This is a genomic window from Trichocoleus sp. DQ-A2 (assembly GCF_039961915.1).
Taxonomy (GTDB): domain Bacteria; phylum Cyanobacteriota; class Cyanobacteriia; order Cyanobacteriales; family FACHB-T130; genus FACHB-T130.
In genome coordinates this window covers 38,849-52,717 of sequence record NZ_JAMPKD010000035.1, presented here as the reverse complement: position 1 = coordinate 52,717, position 13,869 = coordinate 38,849, and the positions used below count along the sequence as shown (strand labels likewise).

General features: G+C 45.3%; 12 protein-coding genes and 2 pseudogenes. 5 read left to right on the top strand and 9 right to left on the bottom strand.

Annotated features, from left to right (window positions below):
* Positions 1-141, top strand: a pseudogene (locus NC997_RS25050) (IS630 family transposase); the annotation flags it as partial.
* Between the two features lie 683 nt (positions 142-824).
* Here the strand turns inward: NC997_RS25050 and NC997_RS25045 are convergent.
* From NC997_RS25045 to NC997_RS25020, 6 genes and pseudogenes are all read right to left on the bottom strand, one after another.
* Positions 825-1,478, bottom strand: coding sequence for a hypothetical protein (locus tag NC997_RS25045; protein WP_190526585.1), 654 nt, complete (start codon positions 1,476-1,478; stop codon positions 825-827).
* A gap of 12 nt (positions 1,479-1,490) precedes the next feature.
* A pseudogene (locus tag NC997_RS25040) lies at positions 1,491-1,622 on the bottom strand (DUF4351 domain-containing protein); the annotation flags it as partial.
* Positions 1,623-1,691: 69 nt separating this feature from the next.
* Positions 1,692-3,218, bottom strand: coding sequence for a ferredoxin:protochlorophyllide reductase (ATP-dependent) subunit B (gene bchB, locus NC997_RS25035; protein WP_190526583.1), 1,527 nt, complete (start codon positions 3,216-3,218; stop codon positions 1,692-1,694).
* A gap of 247 nt (positions 3,219-3,465) precedes the next feature.
* Positions 3,466-4,194: a ribonuclease PH gene (gene rph / locus NC997_RS25030; RefSeq protein ID WP_277881803.1), complete on the bottom strand. Its 729-nt coding sequence runs from the start codon at positions 4,192-4,194 to the stop codon at positions 3,466-3,468.
* 148 nt (positions 4,195-4,342) lie between these two features.
* A complete protein-coding gene (gene rsmH / locus NC997_RS25025; RefSeq protein WP_190526581.1) occupies positions 4,343-5,239 on the bottom strand; it encodes a 16S rRNA (cytosine(1402)-N(4))-methyltransferase RsmH in 897 nt (298 codons plus the stop codon).
* Between the two features lie 436 nt (positions 5,240-5,675).
* Positions 5,676-6,338 carry a DJ-1/PfpI family protein gene (locus tag NC997_RS25020; protein ID WP_190526579.1) on the bottom strand — a complete coding sequence of 221 codons (663 nt, stop codon included), beginning with the start codon at positions 6,336-6,338 and terminating at the stop codon, positions 5,676-5,678.
* A 114-nt stretch (positions 6,339-6,452) separates the two neighbouring features.
* Between NC997_RS25020 and NC997_RS25015 the strand changes: the two genes are divergently transcribed.
* The 4 genes from NC997_RS25015 to NC997_RS25000 all read left to right on the top strand — a co-directional run bounded on the left by NC997_RS25015 (position 6,453) and on the right by NC997_RS25000 (position 9,561).
* On the top strand, positions 6,453-7,202 hold the full coding sequence (locus NC997_RS25015) for a LuxR C-terminal-related transcriptional regulator (protein ID WP_190526577.1): 750 nt from the start codon (positions 6,453-6,455) through the stop codon (positions 7,200-7,202).
* A gap of 253 nt (positions 7,203-7,455) precedes the next feature.
* Entirely contained in the window at positions 7,456-8,640 is a 1,185-nt protein-coding gene (locus NC997_RS25010) for an NAD(P)H-quinone oxidoreductase subunit H (RefSeq protein WP_190413521.1), read from the top strand.
* Between the two features lie 201 nt (positions 8,641-8,841).
* Complete coding sequence (cynS, locus tag NC997_RS25005) at positions 8,842-9,282, top strand: cyanase (protein ID WP_190526575.1); 441 nt, start codon at positions 8,842-8,844, stop codon at positions 9,280-9,282.
* Between the two features lie 99 nt (positions 9,283-9,381).
* Positions 9,382-9,561 carry a PCP reductase family protein gene (locus tag NC997_RS25000; protein WP_190413517.1) on the top strand — a complete coding sequence of 60 codons (180 nt, stop codon included), beginning with the start codon at positions 9,382-9,384 and terminating at the stop codon, positions 9,559-9,561.
* Between the two features lie 207 nt (positions 9,562-9,768).
* On the opposite strand, the gene NC997_RS24995 is transcribed toward NC997_RS25000, so the two are convergent.
* The 3 genes from NC997_RS24995 to NC997_RS24985 form a co-directional block, all read right to left on the bottom strand.
* A complete protein-coding gene (locus NC997_RS24995) occupies positions 9,769-10,413 on the bottom strand; it encodes a hypothetical protein (RefSeq protein ID WP_190526573.1) in 645 nt (214 codons plus the stop codon).
* 142 nt (positions 10,414-10,555) lie between these two features.
* Positions 10,556-10,711 (bottom strand): hypothetical protein, encoded by a 156-nt coding sequence (locus NC997_RS24990; protein WP_190526570.1) that lies wholly within the window; start codon positions 10,709-10,711, stop codon positions 10,556-10,558.
* 94 nt (positions 10,712-10,805) lie between these two features.
* Positions 10,806-13,817 carry a HEAT repeat domain-containing protein gene (locus NC997_RS24985; protein ID WP_190526568.1) on the bottom strand — a complete coding sequence of 1,004 codons (3,012 nt, stop codon included), beginning with the start codon at positions 13,815-13,817 and terminating at the stop codon, positions 10,806-10,808.
* Positions 13,818-13,869 lie beyond the last annotated feature (52 nt).

Genomic DNA, 13,869 nt, shown 5'->3' with positions numbered 1-13,869 from the left:
AACTTAATTGAAATCTTATGGAAGTTTATGAAATATGAATGGATAGAGATAGAGGCTTATCGGGACTGGAAAAGTTTAGTAAAGTATGTCAAAAATGTGCTAAAAAAAGTCGGAACCGAATATGTAATTAATTTTGCTTAAGCACTTAAAAAGCCACCCAAACTTTCAAGAAATAGTTTTTTCATAAATATAAAAATAAAAAGGCAGTGCTAGCTTTAACTTATTCCAATTCCAATTTCCATCATCTGAGGTTCTACGATAAACTTAACTTCAAGGTTAGTGAGTAAGAGTGCAGTAGCGATCGCGTCTATCCTTACTCTAATTGCAAACTGATACAAAAGCCTAGGAGTGCAGTTAATAAAAGTAACGATGTCATGCGATCGCGCTCATCTCCACCAAAGCAAACGCAAACATCTATACATGAAGGGGAAGCGATCGCACTTTTAATTAAATAATGCAACCGCTCTTCTCCTCAAAAACTACACTCGCAAATAACTACATCCTAAAATTAACTAACAACTATTAGCTCAAACAAATTTCCATTGCTTTATTCACTTAAGTATAACGCTATTGTCATGTACTAATTTGATTTGATAATAGCCATGAAATCCCTTATTTTTTAGGCTATGACTTAGATATTAATACAACCTAATAAAACCAAATTTTCAAATAACTAAACGGCTGGCAAAAAAGTTTCTTTTACACCCAAACTCTAGTATGTATTTAATACAGCATTAACAAAAAAATCTAGTTGGCTGGATTAATTTTCTTATATTTCTAGTTTAGTGTCAATATGGAAGTAAATACTCACAAATTTATATCACTCAATCCTCTAATAAACTTATCCCAAAGTGCTTGCTCACCTTAATACCTAAACAAATAATTAATAAAGAAACTAAAATATTAATTAGAATTTCTTTTGTTGAACCAAAGGGTAAGGATTGTAGATAAATAGTACATTTTGATAAGTCATTTCCTACACATAATGCTAAAGGAAATAAGAGGAATACTCCGTTTACAATTAAGATCCATAAAGATATTTTAAAACTAACTTTTAACCAATATACAGCAACATCCTGTGCAATTTTATTCAAGACTATCACTCGCAAGCGCCTTCCTTTTGCGCTCCTCATGTTTTTTTCATTAAGAAGGTTCCATGTCCGTACACAAAAAGTAATTAGGCGTGGAATTATTAAAATAGCTAATATTATTAATCCTGCTCTACTTGTAGCAAAACCTTGCAATACTTCCCAATAACTAGAATAACATCTTCTGCTAGGCAACAAATAGGTGGGAAAGGTTGACCCATTTCTACAAGAAATTACTTCAAAAGTGACCAGGCATAAAACTATTATTGTTACCGTACCAGAAACTATTCCTGTGACAGCAACAGACAAAGAATAAGAAATTCTGGTAAGTATCTTAAAAAAATTCATTGCTTCCAGAATACTTTTCAGTAAAGGGGCGATCGCTCTCAAAATCCAAAACGTTTATGCTTGATGCTGTGCTAGGCAAGTCGCTAGCTCGATTTCATCCGAAAAGTCTAATAAAGTTTCGCTTAATTCATCGAGAGCAGTTGCGGATAAGCTGTTGATTATTGATTGTAAATCGGGGGCGATCGCTCCTGATTTTTGAGACTAGCAGCCAGCTTTTAGGGCTGGCTGCTAAATGGTTAATGACTAACTGCTGAATTACGCACCGACTGCTTCTTTAGCTGCATACATCACTTCTAAAGTGATGACGTTGAAACCGCGATCGCGTGCAAATTTCTCAGTGTTGCGCTTCACTTTACCGCGCACAAAACCGGGAACTTTGTTCAGTTCTGCTTGCGCTTCCTTGTTCCAACCGAGGTCGGAATCAGCAGAAATCCCCTTAGTAATTACTTCCTTGGTGTCGTGTCCGCCGAAGATTTCCAAGAGGTGATCTTCCATTCCCAAAGTGAAGGAATTGTAGATCAAATCTGTAATTTGGTTCGTACCTTCGTAACCGCAGAATGGCTTGTAACCAATGGGGAAATTCTGAACGTGAATCGGTGCTGCAATGACGCCGCAGGGAATATTTAGACGCTTACCGACGTGACGTTCCATTTGGGTACCGAAGATGGCAGAAGGTTCCACACGAGCGATCGCATCCCCAATTTGACCGTGGTCTTCGGTGACGATCACTTCATCGCAGTATTCGCCTACCTGCTCTTTGAACCACTCAGCATCGTACTTGCAGTATGTTCCCGCCCAAACAACGTGAATCCCCATTTCTCTTGACAGAATTTTCGTGATGGCGGCGGCGTGAGTGCTGTCGCCAAACACCACAGCTTTCTTCCCTGTCAAGTTTTGGCAGTCAATAGAACGGGAGAACCAAGCGGCTTGAGAAACGTGCAAAGTTTGCTCGTTGATGTAGTCTTCGTAGTTAACATCTGCGCCTTGAGCGTTAATGATTTCCTGAATTTTGCGGATGCAACGTGCAGTTTCCACCACACCCATCGGCGTAATGTCTACAAAAGGCATCCCAAATTCTTTCTCCAGATACTGAGCTGCCATTGGCCCGATTTCGCGGTAAGGAACCAGGTTAAACCAAGCCTTTGGCAAATTCTTGAGGTTGTGAACTGATGCGCCTTCGGGAATTACTTCGTTGACTTGAATCCCCAAGTCAGCCATCAACCGCTTCAACTCGGTGCAGTCGTGGTGATTGTGAAATCCGAGGCTGGAAATTCCGAGAATGTTAACCGAGGGCTTTTCAGTTTTGCCTTCGGGTAAATCGCCTTTTTTCCGGGCTTTCTCGATGTAAAGCTGGACAATTTGCCGCAGGGTAATGTCGGCTGCTTGCAGTTCATTGACGCGGTAGTGGTTCACGTCCGCCAGCATCACGTCTGACTTGGTTTCTATGGAAGCTCGTTCTACGAAGTTTTCCAGGTCTTCTTGGAGAATGCTGCTGGTACAGGTAGGAGTTAAAACAATTAGGTCTGGATGTTCCTCAACGTCTTTGCGGGTGATATTGTCCACCACCTTTTCTTGGGAACCACGCGCCAAAACGTTCCGGTCAACGGAACTGATGGTAACTGGGGTGAAGTTGCGATCGCGCTCTAGCATCGAGCGCATGACGTTAAAGTAGTCATCGCCAATTGGCGCGTGCATAATGGCGTGGACGTTCTTAAAGGAACTGGAGACCCGCAGAGTACCAATGTGCGCGGGACCTGCATACATCCAGTAAGCCAATTTCATAGAGTTCTCCCTTCGTGCTGATGACTATCTATCTATCTGGAATGAGCTGAAACAGTTGATTTCAAAGGCTAATTGTCTCAGATTGTCTCAAACATCCACCAACCCCGATCTCATGAGCGGTTAGGGTTCTGGTGAACTGGCAAAAGTGCCTGGAATGCCCTTCATCTATATAATCCAGGCTGGTATAAGAGCGATCGCACTCTCGTCGATCTGAAACGATTCTTAATTTTTAGGGATATTCCTTTATTTAATGGGTCGAGGAACTCAATGCTTTGCGCTGTGCATCTAGCAGTTCTTGAATCCCTTTTTCGGCTAAATCTAAGATTTGATTGAGCTGAGTCCGGTTAAAGGTGCCTTCCTCAGCCGTTCCTTGAACTTCAATGATGTTCAATTGGTCATCCATCACTACGTTGAAATCCACCTCAGCCGCCACATCCTCAACGTAATTCAAATCTAAAACTGGCTCTCCCTGCAACAGTCCTACCGAAACTGCGGCAATTTGATGGCGAATTGGCGATCGCGTCAACTCTCCATGCTCTATCAGCTTTTCTATCGCGTCTGCAAGTGCCACAAACCCGCCGAAAATCGATGTTGTGCGGGTTCCGGCATCCGCTTGTAAAACATCGGCATCTATCGTTATCGTGCGTTCTCCGAGTGCCTCTAAATCCAGCGACGCCCGCAAGCTGCGCCCAATCAATCGCTGAATCTCTTGCGTGCGTCCAGACAGCTTCATAAATTCCCGTTCTTGGCGTTGGGGTGTCGCACCAGGTAGCATCCGATATTCAGCCGTTAGCCACCCTTTGCCGGTGCCTTCTAAAAACCTGGGGACACCTTTTTGAATCGTCGCACTACAGAGAACATGAGTGTCGCCGCAGCTTGTTAGAACCGAACCCGCGGCAAATCGGGTGAACATTCGTTCAAATCGAACCGGACGCAGTTGGTAAAATTGCCGACCATCAGGACGCAGCCAAGACATCGCACTTGCCTCAAAATTCTTGATTAGGATACAGCAGTTACCAGTCAATTTAAGTTAATTAATCTGTTGAATTTTAACAATCAACGATGATTTATTTAGGAACGACTCACTGCTATAGCTTTCGGCTAAGGCGGCGAGTCGTTTGCTATCATTTTCGTTCTGCGATTCGCAGTTTAGCGGAGCGAGAGCGAGGATTATTTTCCAGTTCATCGTCTTGCGGTGTAATCGGTTTTTTGGTTAACACCTGCAATATCGGCAATTCTCTGAAACCATGCTTTACCAAGCGATCTTCTAAACTGTGAAAACTGATGATGCCAATCCTACCGCCTGGTTTGAGCCAGGTGGGTGCTTGATTGAGGAAAGTTTCTAGAGACTTTAACTCATCGTTGACGACAATTCGGAGCGCTTGAAATACCCGTGTGGCAGGGTGAATTCTGCCGTAGCGGTACTGACGGGGAACGCTATACGCGATCGCCTCTGCTAACTCAGTTGTTGTCTGAAATGGACGCTTTTCTACAATCGCCCTAGCAATCCGTCGTGACAGTCTCTCTTCCCCATATTTAAAGAAAATATCTGCCAGTTCTGCTTCTTTCCAGTGATTAATGACTTCTGCGGCGGTCAGCGATTGCTGCTGATTCATTCGCATATCTAAGTCAGCTTGGTGTCGAAAACTAAAGCCTCGCTCTGGAACATCGAACTGAGCAGAACTCACGCCTAAATCCGCAATAATTCCGTCAAATGTTAGACCATTCGGTTGATATTTGGTGAAATTGCCATGCCAAAATTGGATGCGTTCCCCAAAATCGTGCAATTGGGTTTTAGCCGCAGCGATCGCTTGTTCATCCTGGTCAATCGCCGTCACCCGCACATCCGGTGCGGCTTCCAGCATTAACCGGCTGTGTCCGCCGCCCCCCACCGTCGCATCCAGGTAATGTCCCCCCGGACGGATTGCCAACCCGGCAATTAACTCCCGACTCAGTACCGACAGATGAAAAAATGCCGGTGCTTCCGTCTGATTCGTCAAACTCTTGTCAATTTCATCCATCAAAAAAACTTAGCGACGATAAATAGGCGCACCCTCTATTTTGCCTATAATTTTTCCGATTTTCTGGTTATACCCATGCTTATCGTTACAGGAGCAGGACATAAGCTTGAGCTGGAAGCTGGATTTCCGAGACCAGTTTATTCAGAGTGGAAATTTATCGCCGTTGCTAATTGTCGAGCGCTCTTGCCTTGCTTTCAATAGTAGCTGGTAGTGATTTTGGGCACGCTTTTGGTAAACGTTTGCCGCCTGGATTTGCCCTTGTTTGAGAAAAGCGCCAATTAACTCGCACCCTGAAAGGAGCTGGTCTGCATTGATAGCGATCGCCTTCTCAATTTAATCGCTGAGGAATCAAGCTCTTGTTGAAGACGATCGAAATCGCAGAAAAACCAAGCTGTACCGCCGTCAATTTCCGAATCTGCTAGTCATGTCAAGCTGCCTATTCTACTTGTAAACCCAATGTCCCCATCGCGTATGACGTCGCCTTGTTCGCTAAATCAGGCCCCGCTTTTTCGGGTGAACCAGCATCGAAGGGTGGGGCTGGATTGTACTCCATCAAGAGTTGAGCGATCTTGGCGGCTTCCTCACCACAAAGCGCTTTAGCAACCACGAGACCAAAATCAATGCCTGCTGTCACCCCTCCCCCCGTCATGCGATTTCGGTCAATGACGACTCGCTCTGTTCCGACTTCAACCCCCAACGCGGCTAGGTGTTCCCGCATCATCCAGTGAGTCGCCGCTCGATAGCCTTGCAGCAGTCCTGCCTTCGCCAAAAACATAGACCCGCCGCACACAGAGGTAATAAACTTTGCAGTGCTTCCTTCCCGACGCAGAAATCCAAGGATCTCTGGATCGTCTATGAGTGCCATCTGTTTTAAGCCGCCGCCCACACAGAGCACATCCAAGGGCGGGCAACGGTCAAAGGTGGTATCTGGCAAAATCATCATGCCGTCATCGGTTTCGATCGGGTCTAGCGTTTTCCAGATTCGATGAATCTGGACATTGGGAAGCGCACTAAAAACTTGCTGGGGTCCCACAATATCAAGTGCGGTCATGCCGGGATAGATAACCAAACCAATAATGTGCTTTTGCGAGTCAGTCATACATCAATCCTACTAATCGGGCTTGCAATGAAATCTATCCTTATACTAGGAATGGCAAACCACCGCGCCTAGTCCTCGATTGAGTACTCTTTAAGGCACAACACCCAATCCAAGATGATTTCCTTGCAGCTTTTATTTGAAGCCATCAGTCAGGTAAAAGAGGAACAAGACCTGCGATCGCAACTCGTGCCAAAAATTGGTGAGTACTTTGCTGCCAAGCGTTCGGGAATTTTTTTCTTCGACCAGCTTTTAGGCGACCGCAAGTTTCAAAAAGTGCTGAATGTTGTCTTATCCATTGAACATAATCCTGTGGCGCGTTACATAGCAGAGCGCCATACGCCTGTCCATGAAGGATTAGTGACATCCCCAAAAGCCTGGGCAATCATTTGTCCTCGTCCCGATCATTGGCACGTGATGGCAGGACCAATTATCGATCGGGGTCAATTAATGGGCTCAGTGGGTTGCACCCGTGAAAAATCAATGCCTGCCTTTGATGCCCAAGATATCGCTGATTTGAGTGCCATTTGTTTACATCTATCGGTTTGGATCGCCAGCGTGCGATTCGCGCCAAGCACAGTTAAAGACCCGATTTTGGAACCTCAGCACCAACCGTTGAACACCCATCGCTTAACGTCTCGTGAGTTGGAAATTGCCAACTTGGTGGCGCTGGGTCGAACCAACACAGAAATCGGAACTGAACTCTGGATTACCGAGAATTCTGTCAAGCAGGCTTTGAAGCGAATGTTCCGTAAGCTTGAGGTTTCGTCTCGTACAGAAATGGTTGCACAGCTTTTTGCGACACAACACGCTTTTCCAAGTGCAAAGCCATCTCCATCCAACTTGGCGCTGAACGCTCACCAATAACCTTTGGCGGCGTTGCCTAAATGATTACGATTTCAGCAACGCCGGATTCTCTACGTTGTGCCAAAATTCCCCTTGGTTAAATGCAGCTCGAATTCCGACGTATCCTGCGGACAAAGCTCCATATAATTAAGGAAGCGAAACAAAAATCAACACTCAGTAGTAAACAGACAGTGCCAGTCGGAGTGATTTTGGCGTGTTTACGAAATTTCAGGTGCGGCTGCCCAAATCGGCTTCAAGGAGAGATGGCTGAACTATGGCAAAGATAGAAACTAGAACAGAACCGATGGTGCTGAACATGGGTCCGCACCATCCCTCCATGCACGGAGTGCTGCGACTCATCGTTACCCTGGATGGGGAAGATGTCGTGGATTGCGAACCCGTGATCGGCTACCTGCATCGCGGCATGGAAAAAATTGCCGAAAACCGCACCAACATCATGTACGTCCCCTACGTCAGCCGGTGGGACTATGCAGCGGGAATGTTTAACGAGGCTGTCACCGTTAATGCGCCGGAAAAACTAGCCGGTATCTCAGTTCCCAAACGCGCCAGCTACATCCGCGTCATCATGCTGGAATTGAACCGTATCGCCAATCACTTGCTGTGGTTAGGACCATTTTTGGCTGATACGGGCGCTCAGACTCCCTTCTTTTATATCTTCCGCGAACGGGAGATGATTTATGACCTGTGGGAAGCCGCCACTGGTTATCGGATGGTGAATAACAACTACTTCCGCATTGGGGGAGTTGCCGTTGATTTGCCCTACGGGTGGGTTGACAAGTGCTTAGACTTTTGCGACTACTTCCTGCCAAAAGTTGACGAATACGAGCGCTTGATTACAGACAACCCCATCTTCCGCCGTCGCGTGGAAGGCGTGGGCACCATCAGCCGCGAAGAAGCGATCAACTGGGGACTTTCTGGCCCGATGCTGCGGGGTTCTGGCGTCAAGTGGGACTTGCGGAAAGTTGACCACTACGAATGTTACGACGACTTCGACTGGCAAGTGCATACGGAAACTGGCGGTGATTGTTTTGCCCGCTACTTGGTGCGGATTCGAGAGATGCGCGAATCTGTCAAGATTATTTACCAAGCTATCAAAGCACTCCCCGGTGGTCCTTACGAGAACTTGGAAGCCAAGCGTATGGCAGAAGGGCCAAAATCCGAATGGAATGGCTTTGACTACCAGTACATTGGTAAGAAAATCGCTCCCACTTTTAAAATTCCTAAGGGCGAACATTACGTCCGTGTCGAGAGTGGGAAAGGTGAGCTAGGAATCTATATTATTGGCGATGATAATGTCTTCCCTTGGCGTTGGAAGATTCGTGCAGCCGATTTCAACAACCTGCAAATCCTCCCTAGTCTTCTCAAGGGTGTAAAACTCGCTGATATTGTGGTGATTTTGGGTAGCATCGATATCATCATGGGTTCTGTAGACCGCTAAAAAAGCAAAAGGCAAAAGGCAAAATTAGGGTAGGAAATCCCTGCCTAAAACGTCTGAAACTTAAAAAGTAGCAGCGGATAGGTAGCGAATGTAACTGAATCGATTGTCGGTTAAAGGAGATAGTTTAACTGTTTCCCAAACTGAGCAAATATTCATTACAGTCGTTACATTTCGTTGCTACTTTTTTGTTGAGGTTTGTTAATGACTATTCCTGAAATTACTCAAATACTTTTGGCTGCTAAAAAAGAAAAAGGGCTAAGTTTTGCTGATTTAGAAAAGGTTGTTGGACGCGACGAAGTCTGGATTGCAGCAGTAATTTATCGTCAAGCAAGTGCTTCTGAAGACGAGGCAAGCAAGCTTATCTTTGCCTTAGAAGTTGACCAAAATTATGTTAAAGAACTAACAGAATACCCGTTAAAAGGATTGGGGCCAGTTGTTCCTACTGACCCTCTGATTTATCGCTTTTATGAAATCATGCAAGTGTATGGAATGCCGCTAAAAAGCGTCATTCACGATAAGTTTGGGGACGGGATTATGAGCGCGATTGACTTTACTCTGGATGTGGAAAAAGAAGAAGATCCCAAAGGCGATCGCGTAAAAATTATTATGTCGGGCAAGTTCCTCTCCTACAAAAAGTGGTAGCTCGTTGGTAGGGTTGGGAGCGATCGCCTTCTGGATGGGACTCTGGAAAGCGCGATCGCTTACCTGTTAAACTCCTAAGGAGTTTTTTTGGAGAGAACTGTGGCGAACCAACCTAATGCCGTAGAGTGGACACCCGAAGCTGAAGCCAAGTTGAAAGAAATTCCCTTTTTTGTCCGTCCCGCCGCTCGGAAAAAGATCGAAAAATTTGCACAAGAAGCAGGGCAAAAAATAATAACGGTGGAAGTTTATCAGCAAGCTAAACAACAGTTTGGGCAGTAGCAGAATTCGCCCGAAAGTTTAAGGGCGATCGTATTTTCGGTTGAGAGCGCGATCGCGTTGTGTCTCAGTTTTCCCTCAAGTATCGCAGTCGTAAATGATTCGTGAAGACGAGATACCCGACTTCGAGAGAGAAGTCGGGTATCTGAAGAGCCGGGGCGCAACTCAAATAGGATTGCTATATCAGGCGATACACACCCAGTTGAACGTTTAAAACCCGCTATAGTTGAGCGTTGGATTGGGTGTAGTTGAAAATCCTGTGTCCGGCAAGCTGGTGGTGCCGGGAGTCGTGATTAACCCGCCAGAATTGCTTGTACTAGGAGTGATGGGATAGCTACTCGGCAAGCTGGTGGTGCCGGGAGTCGTGATTAACCCGCCAGAATTGCTTGTACTGGGAGTGGTGGGATAGCTACTCGGCAAGCTGGTGGTGCCAGGAGTCGTGATTAACCCGCCAGAATTGCTTGTACTGGGAGTGGTGGGATAGCTACTCGGTAAGCTGGTGGTGCCGGGAGTCGTTATCGTCCCATCTGGCAAGGTTGTATTACCCAGGGGGGCGGGAGACTGATTTGGTTGGGTTGTAGCATCCGGCTGGGTTGTATAGACTCCGAACATCGTTGTCGGATCGGCGGTCGTTGTAGACTGTTTTGCCTTGGTCTTTTTGGGTGAAGAACGCCCAGCCGTACCAGTCTCCTCAGAAGCAGTTTCCTTGAGAGTAGAGTTTTGATTGAGTTGGGACATGACTGGAATACTGACCAAATAACAGATTCCTAGAAATCCAGCGATGCCAACAAAACCTTTGACTAAATTTTGCCCCGCCGATGACTTTTCTGATTTTGATCTTGTTCGTGGATTCATGGGTGCTTCCTAAATTGAGTAGAGTACCCGCATGGTGAACAAACCTCTCACAACCCCGTAAATATACTTATAGGCTCCCCCTACACTTTAAGGAGTCTCCAAGGAGAAGTGCTATAAAATCAGGGCTATCTTTATCAATCCTTTAAATAAATCGGTTATTCTCGCCCGATCGTAAAGCTTCTGTGAAGTGCCTGTGAAGCGATCGCAGCACGTAAAAAGCCGGGAAATTTACTTCCGGCTTAAAGCTAAAGTAAGCTAAAGCTTTCTGGTCAGCCGCTGGTTGACTGACAAAATTCAAGAAGCAAAACCTGCAAGACTCTCCAAAACTCTTGAAACCCAACCTACACGGAAAGATTTTTCAATCAGATAGCGATCTCATCCTCAGCTCTACTCTACTCGCAACTTTTACTCCAATTCTTTAGTTTCTCTGTAGCGAACTCGCGCACCTTCTGGTCTGGGTCATTGAGAGAGCGATCGCGCAACAGAGTTAAAGCCTGGGGATGGTTAGCATAATTTTTGATAATTCCCTCAAGTGCAGTTTGCCGAGGGTTGTATTGCCTGTCTTCCTTACGCTCAAAGGGGTCGTTCAGGGTGCGATCGCACAAAAATGCAAACATCCCAGGTTCATCTTTCCAACCACGGGTTAATGCTTGCACCGCCGCACATCGCACATACTCACTGCCATCTGCTTGCGCCCGTTGTTTGAGGATAGGTAAGGTATCCGGGTGATCTTTCCAACCACGGGCTAATTCTTCCACCACCACATATCGCACATCCTCACTGCCATCTGCTTGCGCCCGTTGTTTGAGTATGGGTAAGGTATCCGGGTGATCTTCCCAACCACGGGCTAATTCATGCACCGCTGTAACTCGCACATCCCAATTGTCATCCGCTTGCGCCCGTTGTTTAAGCATGGGTAAGGTATCTGAGTCATCTTTCCAACCACGGGCTAATTCATGCATCGCTGCAACTCGCACTTCCGGATCGTTATCCGCTTGCGCCCGTTGTTTGAGCCAAGCTAAGGTATCCAGGTGATCTTTCCAACCACGGGCTAATTCATGCACCGCCACATATCGCACTTCCGGATCGTTATCCGCTTGCGCCCGTTGTTTGAGCCAAGCTAAGGTATCCGGATGATCTTTCCAAGTTGTGGCGACAGATGAAATGGCTTGAGTGCGAATTTCCCTAACTAAGCGTGCCTCATCTCCATAGGATTTGTAATAGTAAGGGAGGTCATACTGAGTTAAGCCCTTCATCTGATTGAGGAGTTGGTCAGATGTTGGTGCAATCAACGAGCGATTCCTCACTTCTAAAAGGCACTCGGCTGCTAAAAATAAATTGATAAACTTTTCATTATCGCCTTTTTGCGCCATCAGATAATCTAGAATTTCGCCTGCGAATTTTGTATCAATCATTCCCGTAACTAGGCGCAGTAATTCATGCCAAGACTCATCTTGCCAATGCTTGCCAAAAACCTCAGTTTTCAACTGCTCCAATGAAAGACTGCGTTCCTTCTCAAATTGCCAAACAAACTCACTAGCACAAAAGTATTCCAAAAATGTCCGATGCACAAAGGCATAGTAATCAGCACCCAAGAAGCACAAAATAAAGTTACGATGTCGCAGTTGCTCAATTAGTACCCTAGCAACCGTTCTCGCTTGCTCAACTTCTATAGTTTTCAGATAACCAGTCAATATCTTTTCTAAATCATCTGCACTAATCAAGTTGCCAGCCAAACCTTTTTCACTAGCTTGCATGTGGTAGGCTACCTGACGCAGTATCGCCTGCTTATCTTTATAGTCAATCGTTACCGAATCTACCCTCGGATTTTCTAACGATTTCTGCTCCACATCCCATTGATGCAGCAGTAACCGGGAGGATTGGTTGTAGAGTTCTGGTCTATCTCTTGGCAATTCTTGATTGCGGTTTAAAATCGCCATCATTGTCAGCAACAGAGGATTTCCCGCCAGTTCTCCAATTGCGGAAGAAGTCTCAATTGCCCTTTGCAGTCGCTCCCGCTTTCTAACTTTATCAGCCTCATCAGTGAACGTTAATTCATGCCATCGGTTAATAAAATCCTGAATTTGGTCTGACTCTAAATCTTGCAGCATGAAGGGACGAAACTGGGCATCTCGCAACCGTTGCGGTTTGTAGCCAATAATGCGGGAAGTGACAATTACCCGCGCCTTTGGATAATCATTTGTAAAGCGATGAATATCAGTAATAACCTCCTCCCGTTTCGCTGGATCGAACACCTCATCTAACCCATCAAACATCACCAAAACCTTGCCAGCTTTTAGTCGTCCGTGGAGTTCATGCTGATTGAGGCGACAGACAATTCCACAGCCCTTATGAAAGAACTCCAGAAAATCTTTGCACTCTCCAGAGTCCCGATTGCGAATATAAGTCCGCAATTCAATCAGCAACGGAATCGGCTGTTCAATAATAGTATTGAGAGGCGTTCTCGCCCAATTCAACGCGATGTATTGCAACAACGTAGATTTTCCCGAACCCGGATCGCCCAAAATTACAATATAAGGATAAGTTTGAGAGTCATTAACAATATCCAGAACTGAGCAAATTGGCTGTTGATAATAAACCTCTTTGTATCGTTCCCACTCCTGGGGGTCAACATCTACTTCGAGTTGGTTACTCTCCCTTAGCCGTTTTTGATGCTCTTTAGGAATCTCGTAAACTTGGGGTAAATATTCCTGGCACTCTCGCACATTTTGTGCTAGAAAAATTTGCCATACTTTGAGTTTTTCTCGATAGTCGTAAACACTCGTATCTAAACTATCTAAATTAAGATTGCCGTATCGCTCTTGTAGTCCTTCCTGATATCGCTGTAAGTCAAATTCAGTAGGAATTCCAGCAATTTCTTTAGTGTTTCGTTGAATAGCTTCTATGTTTTTTGAGTCAAAGATAGCGCGTAAATCATCCGACTCCCGGATGATGGCTTTAACCTTTTTAAGATAAAGCTTACCAATCCGTCCCCAATCAAAATCTTCTGGTAAAGATAACAAATCAAGGCGATACCAAATTTTAGATAATTCCTTAGTATCTATCGCTTGACAGTCATATTGAAAACCACTGCCTAGTATTTTTTTCACTGAAGCATCGTTAATAAATTTGTTTAACGATTCAGTGTATGGTTTCAATTGTTCCTCAGAAAGGTCAGCGCTTTCTAATTCTTGCTGCACCAATTGCAAAAATTCCTTCAGAGCTTTACCCGCTGCCTTTTGCAGGGTATCTTTCTGGAATAATCGCGTAAAATCCTTGATGCTGTCTTTGAAAAAATCTTTAACGTAATCCTCTAAAGCTCCTTTGGCTAAGGGAGTCAACACCTCTGTAAACACAAATCCCGCAACAGTATGAACTCCCCAGACCAATAACCAATCCACCATAATCCTCGCACCTACTGAATTCCGTAGACTACGAGTATAACCAGTGTGTTGG

Excerpts from the sequence above, each read along its gene's own strand:
- cynS (WP_190526575.1), top strand. The coding sequence starts at position 8,842 with ATGACTATTCCTGAAATTACTCAAATACTTTTGGCTGCTAAAAAAGAA.
- NC997_RS25015 (WP_190526577.1), top strand. The coding sequence starts at position 6,453 with ATGATTTCCTTGCAGCTTTTATTTGAAGCCATCAGTCAGGTAAAAGAG.
- NC997_RS24985 (WP_190526568.1), bottom strand. The coding sequence starts at position 13,817 with ATGGTGGATTGGTTATTGGTCTGGGGAGTTCATACTGTTGCGGGATTT.
- NC997_RS24995 (WP_190526573.1), bottom strand. The coding sequence starts at position 10,413 with ATGAATCCACGAACAAGATCAAAATCAGAAAAGTCATCGGCGGGGCAA.
- NC997_RS25020 (WP_190526579.1), bottom strand. The coding sequence starts at position 6,338 with ATGACTGACTCGCAAAAGCACATTATTGGTTTGGTTATCTATCCCGGC.
- rsmH (WP_190526581.1), bottom strand. The coding sequence starts at position 5,239 with ATGGATGAAATTGACAAGAGTTTGACGAATCAGACGGAAGCACCGGCA.
- bchB (WP_190526583.1), bottom strand. The coding sequence starts at position 3,218 with ATGAAATTGGCTTACTGGATGTATGCAGGTCCCGCGCACATTGGTACT.
- NC997_RS25010 (WP_190413521.1), top strand. The coding sequence starts at position 7,456 with ATGGCAAAGATAGAAACTAGAACAGAACCGATGGTGCTGAACATGGGT.
- rph (WP_277881803.1), bottom strand. The coding sequence starts at position 4,194 with ATGTCTTGGCTGCGTCCTGATGGTCGGCAATTTTACCAACTGCGTCCG.